At 38.1% G+C, this 10,789-nt stretch carries 12 protein-coding genes and 1 pseudogene; 3 read left to right on the top strand and 10 right to left on the bottom strand.

Annotation, left to right across the window (positions count from 1 at the left end; genetic code table 11):
* Positions 1-52: 52 nt before the first annotated feature.
* Entirely contained in the window at positions 53-1,444 is a 1,392-nt protein-coding gene (locus V7083_RS11235) for a sigma-54 interaction domain-containing protein (protein WP_335477693.1), read from the top strand.
* 48 nt (positions 1,445-1,492) lie between these two features.
* Here V7083_RS11235 and lepB read toward each other — a convergent pair whose 3' ends face one another.
* Genes lepB through V7083_RS11220 form a run of 3 tightly spaced genes read right to left on the bottom strand, consistent with a single transcriptional unit; the run spans position 1,493 to position 3,700 of the window.
* On the bottom strand, positions 1,493-2,047 hold the full coding sequence (gene lepB / locus V7083_RS11230; protein ID WP_335477691.1) for a signal peptidase I: 555 nt from the start codon (positions 2,045-2,047) through the stop codon (positions 1,493-1,495).
* Complete coding sequence (locus V7083_RS11225; protein WP_335477689.1) at positions 2,037-2,702, bottom strand: TVP38/TMEM64 family protein; 666 nt, start codon at positions 2,700-2,702, stop codon at positions 2,037-2,039. The genes lepB and V7083_RS11225 overlap by 11 nt, the downstream gene beginning before the upstream one ends.
* A gap of 53 nt (positions 2,703-2,755) precedes the next feature.
* Positions 2,756-3,700, bottom strand: coding sequence for an LCP family protein (locus tag V7083_RS11220; RefSeq protein ID WP_335477687.1), 945 nt, complete (start codon positions 3,698-3,700; stop codon positions 2,756-2,758).
* 257 nt (positions 3,701-3,957) lie between these two features.
* On the opposite strand from V7083_RS11220, the gene V7083_RS11215 reads away from it, so the two are divergent.
* Positions 3,958-4,320, top strand: a complete 363-nt coding sequence (locus V7083_RS11215) for a hypothetical protein (RefSeq protein WP_335477685.1) — start codon at positions 3,958-3,960, stop codon at positions 4,318-4,320.
* Positions 4,321-4,336: 16 nt separating this feature from the next.
* Here V7083_RS11215 and V7083_RS11210 read toward each other — a convergent pair whose 3' ends face one another.
* The gene (locus tag V7083_RS11210) at positions 4,337-4,891 is read right to left on the bottom strand and encodes a competence protein ComK (protein ID WP_335477695.1); all 555 of its coding nucleotides are present in this window, start codon (positions 4,889-4,891) and stop codon (positions 4,337-4,339) included.
* Between the two features lie 183 nt (positions 4,892-5,074).
* On the opposite strand from V7083_RS11210, the gene V7083_RS11205 reads away from it, so the two are divergent.
* Entirely contained in the window at positions 5,075-5,311 is a 237-nt protein-coding gene (locus tag V7083_RS11205; RefSeq protein WP_335477683.1) for an IDEAL domain-containing protein, read from the top strand.
* 150 nt (positions 5,312-5,461) lie between these two features.
* Here the strand turns inward: V7083_RS11205 and V7083_RS11200 are convergent, their stop codons facing one another.
* The 6 genes and pseudogenes from V7083_RS11200 to V7083_RS11175 form a co-directional block, all read right to left on the bottom strand.
* Positions 5,462-5,728, bottom strand: a complete 267-nt coding sequence (locus tag V7083_RS11200; protein WP_335477681.1) for a hypothetical protein — start codon at positions 5,726-5,728, stop codon at positions 5,462-5,464.
* Positions 5,729-5,860: 132 nt separating this feature from the next.
* Positions 5,861-7,132, bottom strand: coding sequence for a M48 family metallopeptidase (locus tag V7083_RS11195; RefSeq protein ID WP_335477679.1), 1,272 nt, complete (start codon positions 7,130-7,132; stop codon positions 5,861-5,863).
* 94 nt (positions 7,133-7,226) lie between these two features.
* Positions 7,227-7,535 (bottom strand): AzlD domain-containing protein, encoded by a 309-nt coding sequence (locus V7083_RS11190; protein WP_335477677.1) that lies wholly within the window; start codon positions 7,533-7,535, stop codon positions 7,227-7,229.
* Positions 7,525-8,257, bottom strand: a pseudogene (locus tag V7083_RS11185) (AzlC family ABC transporter permease). Before V7083_RS11185 ends, V7083_RS11190 begins: the two are co-directional and overlap by 11 nt.
* A gap of 104 nt (positions 8,258-8,361) precedes the next feature.
* The gene (locus V7083_RS11180) at positions 8,362-9,138 is read right to left on the bottom strand and encodes an enoyl-CoA hydratase-related protein (RefSeq protein WP_335477676.1); all 777 of its coding nucleotides are present in this window, start codon (positions 9,136-9,138) and stop codon (positions 8,362-8,364) included.
* A 77-nt stretch (positions 9,139-9,215) separates the two neighbouring features.
* The gene (locus tag V7083_RS11175; protein WP_438823716.1) at positions 9,216-10,706 is read right to left on the bottom strand and encodes a fatty acid--CoA ligase family protein; all 1,491 of its coding nucleotides are present in this window, start codon (positions 10,704-10,706) and stop codon (positions 9,216-9,218) included.
* Positions 10,707-10,789 lie beyond the last annotated feature (83 nt).

Here is a 10,789-nt window from a genome sequence, read left to right as displayed (position 1 = left end):
CAATTCCGAATTATATTTTACACATAACAAATAAATAATAAGGGGGGACCCTATGTCTATTGAAGAAATGATTCTACATAAAATAATCGAAACTTCTAATAATAACATAACGATTACCGATGGCAGAGGGATTATTTTATACACAAATAACACACATTGGGCCGTTTATGAGGGTGAGACACAATCCTACATTGGAAAATCCATATATGACCTTGAAGAGTTGGGAATTCTTTCACCATCGATAACAGCCCTCGTACTAAAAGAAAAACAGCCCGCTCAAATTATGCAGAACACCAAAACCGGTAAAATTATTATGTCCACAGCCTTTCCTATCTTTGATGAAAAGGGCGAAATCATTCGAGTAATTAGTTATGCCATTGATCAAACAGAAATCAGACTTCTTCAGGAGCAATATGAACAATTAGAAGAAAGAGTTAAAGGCTATCAAAAACAAGTTGAAGAATTAAAGGAAAAAGAGGATCTCTTTTATCGAAGCAAAGAAATGCAGCAAATTTCCAAAACAATCAAACGAGTTGCCAATACTGACGCCACTGTTTTGTTTTTAGGAGAGTCCGGAGTCGGAAAAAGCATGTTTGCCCGAAAACTTCACACACTGAGCCATCGTGACAAAGGACCATTTATTGAGGTGAATTGCAGCACGATTCCACCAAGTTTATTTGAATCTGAAATATTTGGATATGAAGCAGGAGCTTTTACAGGCGCTCAAAAAAGTGGGAAACAAGGATTAATTGAACAAGCTCATAACGGAACCTTATTTTTGGATGAAATAGGTGAGCTTCCCTTATCGATGCAGGCAAAATTGTTAAAAGTATTGCAAGAGAAAAAGCTTATGAGAATTGGGAGTAGTAAAGAGCAACAACTTGACTTCAGACTTATTACTGCTACCAACAAAAACTTAGAGGAAATGGTTCAAAGTGGGGATTTTCGTTTAGACCTATATTACAGATTAAATGTGATTCCACTTTTAATCCCCCCATTACGTGTTCGAAAAGAGGATATCTCCTTTTTGCTAAATCATTTTAGTAGAAAGATAAACAGGAAATATAAAACTTCCAAAAAACTGCACCAGGCTACATTTGAAATCTTACTCTCATACAAATGGCCCGGCAATGTACGTGAGTTAGAGAATTTAATTGAAAGACTCATTTTAACAACTGAAGACTCTATGATCCGTCCCTCTTCACTGCCATCTTATATGATTGGACAAGCCTCCTTTGATCATGAAAACACCTCTATCCTCGATCAATTTTTATTAGAAAGCAGCGACCTCAAGGCTTTACTGGAACGAGTGGAAAAATGGATGATGGTAAAAGCATCCAAGCAATGTAAATCAACATATGAAATGGCTAGATATCTTGGAATTAGCCAACCTTCTGTCATACGAAAGTTAAAGAAGTATAAGGAAGATTCAATAAATATCTAAAAGACCGAGCTTGAAGGCCCGGTCTTTTTCATTGTGGTTCTTTAAAGATCAAAAATTTACATCCATTTCATTTAACGGCCAGTAACGCAAGTCCACTTTTCCGACAACCTGACTGGTAGAGATAAATCCAAAGTGACGGCTATCCCAGCTTTCTAAGCGGTTATCCCCCATAACAAATAATTTTCCCTCCGGCACAGTAGCCTCACCAGTAATTTCCTCCAAGTTAAAATCACCGGTAATTTTCACCCCGTTTGCCTTTCTTTTGTACTCGTCCAAAAATGGCTCCTTATATTTATGACCATTGATATATAATTGATCATTGCGATATTCAATTTTATCTCCTGGTAAACCAATAATCCTTTTGACAAAATCTTCATCAGCATTTGCATGAAAAACAATGACATCAAAGCGATTGAGTTCCCCAACTTGGTAGCCCAACTTATTCACTACAAGCTTATTCCCCTCCTGCAGAGTTGGCATCATTGATTCCCCTTCAACCACGTAATTAGAAAAGAAAAACGTGCGTATAAAGACAAAAATGATAATCCCGATTGCAAATGCTTTAAACCACTCAATACCTTCCCTTTTCCATTCACTTCCCATGGAATCCCCTCCGTTTTTGCATCCCTTTGCTTTTACTTATTACCCCATTATGGTCAGTTCCCATACTCTTATTCAATCTTACTTCAATTCTTTTGCCTACATACCAAAGAATAAAGATAATGGCTAATACAATCACTGTTCTATATGGCTGAAGGATTAATGAGCGAATATCATAGCCAATAAAACTGATGGTAAAAATCATGACCATTTTACCGATGCAAACGGCCAGCATATATTGGGCCTTGCTAAGTTTCGATAGACCTGCAACAATATTAACCACCGCTGAAGGTGTGAAAGGAAAACAGATCATTAAAAAGACTGGACCAAAGCCGTGACGTTCCACCCAATCCATCAATTTACGGACTTTTGGGTGTCTGGGTAAGAAACCTAACAGCTTCTGTTGTCCATATTTTCGAATGATCGAAAAAACCAATAAGGCACCGATAACAGCCCCAACCCATGAATATAAAAATCCTAGCCAAAGTCCAAAGGCATTTGCATTTGCCATAACAAATATAAACAAAGGAAGAAATGGCAAAAATGCCTCTAATACGATGAATAAGATTCCCGGAATTGGCCCCAGTGCCCGATATTGCTGGATTAGTTCCATAATATTGTGTAGTGTAAACCATGCTTTAATTGTTTCAAAATCCATCCGTTTTCTCCTTATTTCTCTTTATAAATTCTATTCTAGTCGATAGATAAGGATTATTTTGTAATAAATTGGTGAAGGGCTTCTTTATTTTTTTCAAGATCAATATCCAATATAGAGCCTTCCCCGCTAATCCTTGGCTCAGTAAAGCTATTATCAATAGGGATACGCAATGTTTCGACATTACCTCGTTTATCGGAAAAAAAATCTTTCCCCATAAATAGAATATCGGAGGTTTTCATATTTGTATTCACATAAGGAGATACTACTCCAATTAATTTTGGAAGCTTTGCAATTGTCGTGAATGCGCCTAACTGGTCTCCAATAGCCTTGACAGCCTTTTGCTGGCGTTGGACCCTGCCAAAATCTCCAATAGCATCATGGCGAAATCTTACATAACTCAGCATTTGTTTTCCGTTTAATCTTTGCAGCCCCGGCTCCAGCGGTGTTTCAACATAGGCTGACATCTTCTTTTCTACATCTATTTCTACCCCATTTGGAAATGCCTCGTCAATTAATTGTACAAATCCTTGAAAATCCACAATGGCATAATACTGAAGGTCAATATCAAAATTTCGTTTAATGGTTTGTCTCATCAATTCAGGACCCCCACGGGCAAAAGCGGAATTGATCTTATGCTTACCATAACCTGGTATCAAGACGTAGCAATCCCTCATAATGGAAGTTAATTTAAATGTTCCTTTATCCTCGTTATAGTGTGCAATCATAATCGTATCTGCGCGGGATTTTTCATCACCGCGAGCATCACTTCCCAACAGTAATACATTTGTATCACCATATTGATCTTTCTTTCCTTCGAATGTGTACTCTTGTTGGTGTTGCCCTTTCCCATCTTGATTGATTTGTTTTAAGGACTTGTTAACCCCTTGCTGATATTGAAAATACGAATAAGCAACTCCTGCAGCGATTAATAATAAAAATACCAGGAAAAAGGCTGCCCATTTTCCCCTTTTTTTCTTGCGGTGCCGATCAGCTCTCATTTTCATCACCTATTAACATCCGTGTATTTTGGTTCCAAAAGATAAGACTGTATTTTAATTTTTTTCGTTTCTTCTTCTTTCATTTATTTTCCCCTAGGATATATCCTTCTATTAATAAAAACTTTCTCACGAAATGAGACTAATTGGCAAATAAAAAAGCTCGGGAGGTAGCCGAGCTTTTAGTCACAGTTGAAACTCTTCATTGTTTTTAGTAAAATAGGAACATAAGTTCTATCTTTAGAAAGGTGCGAGGAACTATGACCAGAATTCCAGATCAGGATCGGGATATCATGGAGAAGGCCATTTATTACCCTATGGTCTTAACTGTCTTAAACCGGGACCTGGAAGTAGTCAATAAAAGTCCTTTTAAGTTAAAAAAGCCATATTTGGAATTAATCGAAGAAACGATGAAGGAAATTCAGAAGGAATTAGCCCAAGTCAAACAATACATGAAAAAGAATAAACTGAAGGTACTTGAAACTAATCGAGACGAAGCCTTTACTATGTATATGTTTATTTATAAAGGCTACGAAGAAAACCATAATTACTTTAATCCACGGATTCGCAATAAGGTCCAAGAATTAATGGAGACCTATTTATTAAAAAAACATTTGCCCTAATAAAGTGAACAGAGGGTTATTCGATGTATTCAAGAGCACCCTCAGATGCTTTAAATAAATTTTGTTGGTTTGTTACGTATAACAGCTTTTTATTTCCCTCAATTCTTTGTAAAAGCTTGGTTTTTAAATAGGATGTTCTAAGCATTTGTCCTTCAATGGTACTAATGGGAACTGGAAATTGGAAGGATTGTTCGTTTCGAAACGTGATGAATGTTTGGTTAGGGGCTATACGCTCAAATTTTTCTATATGCTCGTGTGAGAACCAAATACAATCAGGATGGTTAGGAGAAGAAGTGGGAAAAAAGAAAAGGCGGTTGGTTGGTTCAATTGTTATAGGGATTTTCCGATTATAGCCAATTAGCTGTCGCGTGCCCTTTTTCCTGCTTTCATAATCCACGCCAAAATATTCACAGCTTCTTTTGATAATCTCCAATGGCTTAAATGGAGCTAAGAATTCGGAGTCTGTTTCCACAATCCTAGTAAAGATTTTACTCCCGTATTTCATTGGTGCCAAATACATGGTGGATGAATGTACCTCATACTCTTTAATTTGTTGCTTCAAATTATTCACTCCTATTTTTATGAATTTACATAACATTTTAACATTTCTAACATTTAATTCCTCCAGTTTCACAAAATGTTGCCAATTTGTTCACAAATTCTATGCACAGAAAATGTTATCAGAAGATTGAAAATTAATTGATATTATCATAAAAACCCCATATAATAGAAAAAAGCGTCAGAGGTGATAATCATGAATGAAAAGCCGAACACCGAATTAATGAAAATCGGCGCCATGAAACGCAATAAGATGAAAGAAAATTTCGTTCAGGACCTCTACATTGAAATGCTCTTGTCGGAAATCCAACTTACTGTGGAAAAGGAAAAATTACTGAAAAAAATTGACTCGGCCATTGATCATCGAGACCGAATGACATTCTTTCGGTTGACTGGTGAACTTAGAGAAATAAATAAGCGCTTCGGAACGTAATACCATTAAAAAATCCTCCAATTGGCGGGCCTTTAGGCAAAATCAGAGGCGAAGTTGCACTTATGCCTGATAGGAAAATTCATACTTTCCTATCTGACAAAAAACGGACCTGTCGTTACTTTGACAGGTCCATTTTTCGTATCGATTAAATTATTGACATTCCATGTTTGTAGATGTGCGGACAAATACTGAAACACCAAAGTCTCCAAACATTTCTTGGAATACACGCTGAAAACCGTTGTTTAACAGGCAAGTTCTTGCTGCAGAAAAACGGTCGCCAGGCTGTAGGCAATTTTCACAAGGGTGAGCACTGCCTATCACAGTAGCCTCAACAATAGTACGTGAACCATTTTGGTTTCTTCTCCAAAGGATAGTGACGACATCAGGAGCTGTTTGGTTTTGATTTTCGTTTTGCAAAGCATTCCCCTCCTTTCGTTCCGATAGTATAGTAAATGAAATTTATGAAAGCTTGTCTAGTAAAAATGCGTATTTTCTTGCCCTTTTACAAATAAAAAGGCTAAAGACCTTATTTTGTCTTTAGCCAGTTTTTTATTTGTTTCGATGCTCAATTTCATATTCTTCAAGTTTTGATATACGGTCTAGCATGGACGGATGGGTATATCGGAAAATCTTCACAAGTAATGGCGGATTTACTTGAGATAATCCTGAGCGGGTTAACTCCTGAAACGAAGTAATGGCCGCCTCTGGATTTTTAGTAAGCTCAATAGCATATCTGTCAGCACGATTTTCCTCATATCGTGAAATGAAATTGGTAAATGGGCTAGAAGCAAACATCAGCATCGATATGACCATAAAAAATAGAGGCAGAGAGCGAATATCCTTCACATCAGCCATTTTCAATTCTTTTCCCCAACGGCTGCTGACCCAATTCATTAATCGATACGTTATATATAGCCCAAACAGCGATAGCACTAAATAAATGCCGATTCCCCAATAAATATGTTTCTCAACATAGTGGCAAATCTCATGAGCCATGATAAAAAGAATCTGATCATCATTTAGTTTGTTAAGGGTGGTATCCCATAAAACAATCCGGGCATTGGAACCAATTCCATTTACATATGCATTCATTGAATTGGTTTCTTTCGCCATATTTACTTCGAAAACATGTTCCGCCGGAATGTGTGCTTGATGGGCCAACGCTAATATTTTCGTTTCCAATTCCTTATTTTTAAGTGGATAGAAATCGTTATACAATGGGTTAATCACAACGGGTTCAATAAACGTCATAAACAAAGTAAATGGAATTGACAACAACCACCCGTACAGCCACCATCGTTTGTTACTTTTTTTCATAAGCCAGTAGAGCACTGGAACAATGATGAGCCAAGTTCCATAATTAAGCCAAAAATCAATTAGCTCATCCTTCATCCACGAAGGGAAAGACTGGGTGGAAATATGGTAGGACTTCGAAAAAGTATAACCCATGTAATTTAGTGGAAATGTCGCCAAATAGGCAAATAGGGACAACCAAAACAGATAGATGGGCGTCCTTAAAAGTTTATATTTTACAGATTGATCTGCCCAACGCTTGAACGCTTTGGAAAAACCAAATAATAAAATCAGAAAATATAAAAGCCATTCAAACGGGGTTGAAAGGAAAAACAAGAGATTTCTAATCTTGGAATATTCTTCACTCAGCATCAATTCCCGTCCATTCAAAAATGTAGCAGGATCAGCTTTTGTTCCTTCATATTCAAAGGGAAGCTTTGGATCTGCAAAGTGAAACAAATACCAATAAAAAAACAGTCCATATATGATATAGGCCAAAACCGCAAAGAACCCCATTTTCCGCGCCATACTTTGTCCCCCTTTTTGTACAACCTCTCTGTAATTAGTTTAGTAAAAAAAAGGTTATTTAGAACATAAAAAATAGCCGGAGGATTTGATCCGGCTACAAAAAATAAGAGTATAAAGCTAATACAGCAATAGAACCAAGGACGACCACTATCACGTTTGCTCCCAAAAAGGCAGCAATAAATGCAGCAACTGCCCCTACTACTCCATACCATACATCGCCTTTTTGAATCAATAAAATAGCTGGAAAAATCAACGCCCCCAAGGTTGCATAGGGAACATTTTTTAATACACCTTGTACAAATGCGGGTAATTCCTTTCCTTTAAACAGCACAAATGGCAGCATGCGAGGAATATATGTAACCAACCCCATTCCAATAATCATCCAGATGATTTCATTCCGCATCATGTCCACCCCTTTGTGGTTTTTTCAAAGCTTCAACCACTTCAATGATGATCGCTGATAGAAGTGTAGACGTTACAATCGCCCAGCCTTGCGCCATAAAATGCCCTACCGTCAGAATGGAATTAAACACTGCTCCAAGCGCCGCCAAAAAAAACGACCTTAACATTTTTTTTCATCGAAGGTACCAAAAGTCCGATAAACATCGCATACAAAGCAACTCCCATACTTTCCTGCAAAGTTTTAGGAAGACTTGCTCCAATGAGATGACCGACTCCAGAAAAAATCACCCAACTAGAATAGGATACCGTGATAAGACCGACCATGAAACCGGTTGTGACCGTTTCTTCCCTTGTGGCTGCAACGGAAAAAGTCTCGTCAGTAATACCAAATGAATAAAGCATTTTATTTAACAAGAGATCTTCCTCAGTTCTCTCGTTTAATGTTGCGCTCATTAAAAAATGCCGGATGTTGACAATGAATGTAGTGAGGATAATTTCAAAAATTCCCGTCCCATAGGTAATTAGACTTAAAGAAATATACTGTGAGGCCCCTGCAAAGACAATTAAGCTCATTAAAACAGTCTCATAGATTGTAAGTCCTGAAGACTTCGCCAAAAGACCAAATGTAAGAGCAATGGGAAAATAGCCGATTCCAATGGTTATCCCGGCCTGAATCCCTTTTCTAAATTGTGTTGCTTCTTTTCCTATTGCAAAATCTGCCAACCTGATCCCCCCTGGTGCTATCCTCATATAACAATACATTTTATCAAACATTCTGACAAAGATAAACTAATAAAGCATGGCAGAAATCTCCACCATGCTTTTGTTTATTTACCTTTAAAGTCTGGTTTTCTTTTTTCAGCAAAGGCATTCAATGCCTCGATCCTATCTTCAGTAGGGAGGGTAACCTCATAGGCTTTTCGTTCAATTTGGAGCCCTGTGGCCAAATCAGTGTTCATTCCATTCTTGATGGCAAATTTGGCTTGTTGAAGGGCAATCGGGCCATTCGCCAACAGCCGTGTGCAAAAGTTGGTCGATTCTAGCAAAAGCTGCTCTCTGTTCACTACCATCATAACCAATCCATAGCTTTTTGCTTCTTCAGCTTGTAATCTTCTCGCTGTTAATATAAGCTCAAGGGCTTTCGCCTGACCAATTAATCTTGGCAATCTTTGAGTTCCTCCTGCCCCTGGGATAATAGCTAAACTGGTTTCAGTCAAGCCCATTACCGCATCATTCGCTGCGATTCGAAAATCACAGGCTAAAGCAAGCTCCATCCCGCCACCAAAAGCAAAACCATTTATCGCTGCAATCGTCGGCTGCGGCAACTGGTCTATCGCATTAAAGACCTCATTGATTTTATAAAGATTACGTTTCACCGCTGCATCACTAAGGGTTTTTCGCTCTTTTAAATCAGCTCCAACACTGAAAGCCTTATTCCCGCTTCCGCTAAAAATAACCGCTCTGACATCGGGGTGAACCCGAACTTGTTCTACCTTCTCCCCTAGTTCAACAAGTGTTTCATAATTAAATGCATTTAATGATTCCGGACGATTAATCGTTAAAACAGCAATGTATTGACGAATCTCTAAAACAATATTATCCATTTAAAATCACCCCTTCACTATTAAATTCGAAAAAGGCAGACCATAAGCCTGCCTTTTCCAAAAAAATTTTTCAATTATTAAACCTGCTGTGTTACTTGCTTTTTGAGTGCACGCCGCAGAATTTTTCCTGTTGTATTCTTTGGCAGTTCTTCTAAAAATTCAATCGTAGTGGGAACTTTATATTTTGCAAGATGTTCTTTGCAATAGGCAAGCAGCTGTTCTGCTGTTACATCAGGATTTTTGCTGACCACATAGGCTGCCACGGCTTCACCCTGATTCGGGTCAGGAATTCCAAGCACAGCGACTTCAACTATGTCAGGATGATTATAAATGACTTCTTCCACCTCTCGTGGATACACATTATAACCTCCAACTATAACTAAGTCCTTCTTTCTGTCAACTATATAAAAATATCCTTGTTCGTCCATCCTGGCCATATCACCTGTATAAAGCCATCCTTCACGAATCGTAGCAGCCGTTTCTTCTGGCATTTTATAATAGCCTTTCATGACATTCGGTCCACGGACAATTAATTCACCGACTTCACCGACAGGAACTTCCTCGCCAAGCTCGTTTACAACTTTGTTTTCGACATTTAGAATCGATGTTCCAATAGAACCAGCCTTCCGTGGACGATCCAACGGATTAAAGCAAGTAACCGGAGATGCTTCGGATAATCCATACCCTTCAGAGATCAAAACATTAAATTTCTGTTCAAAATTCTTTAAAAGTGCAACCGGCAAAGATGCTCCTCCAGAAATACAGAGTCTTAGTGACTGTAAATCTTCCGGATTTGATTCAGGAAATTGATATAGGAAATTATACATAGTTGGAACTCCGGCAAATACGGTAGCTTTGTATTCTTTAGTTATTCGGAAAATTTCTTTTGGGCTGAATTTTGGTTCAATTAAAAGGCTGGCACCACTTAACAATGGTGCATTTAAAGCAACGGTTAAGCAAAATACATGAAACATCGGCAAAACAGTAATGACCTTATCATCACTGTTCATTTTTAAATAATCACCGATATCTTTAGCATTGCTGTAGAGATTTTTATGAGTAAGCATGGCACCTTTTGGTTTTCCTGTTGTGCCTGAGGTATAAAGTATAATTGCGGTGTCATCATCTTGAAGTTCTGGGCCTTTGAAAGTGATCTCTCCAGTGGCTACTGTGTCTGTAAACGATTTCATTTTTGAGTAAACGGAAAGGTTTTCTACACCCGGTTGTTCTAATCCTTTTTGGTCTGTTTCACAGATAATAAAGTGCTCTACTTTTGGCAGATGGGTGTGGACTTTTTCTGCGAGTGGAATCATCATGTCGAGACCCACAACTACTTTTACATCTCCGTTATTCAGGATATATCCAATTTCATCTTGAGTGTAAATTGGATTTACTGGAATAACAGTGGCGCCTAATCGTAATGCTCCGTATAAGCTGATCACAAAATGCGGTGAGTTCCCCAACAACAGCGCAATATGATCCCCTTGTTTGACCCCTAATTTCTCCAGACCGGATGCAAACTTCGTAATAGCAGCATCTAATTCGGCATATGTGCTTGATTTGCCCATAAAGTAATAAGCAATCTTCTCAGCCGAATTTTTGGCAGTCTCATGAAGCTGTTAAGTTAGATTCATGTTTATCTCCCCTTTGG

This window comes from Bacillus sp. JJ1764 (assembly GCF_036962145.1).
GTDB lineage: Bacteria > Bacillota > Bacilli > Bacillales > Cytobacillaceae > Neobacillus.
The sequence above is the reverse complement of the archived record's forward strand: the minus strand, read 5'-3'. Positions and strand labels throughout refer to the sequence as shown.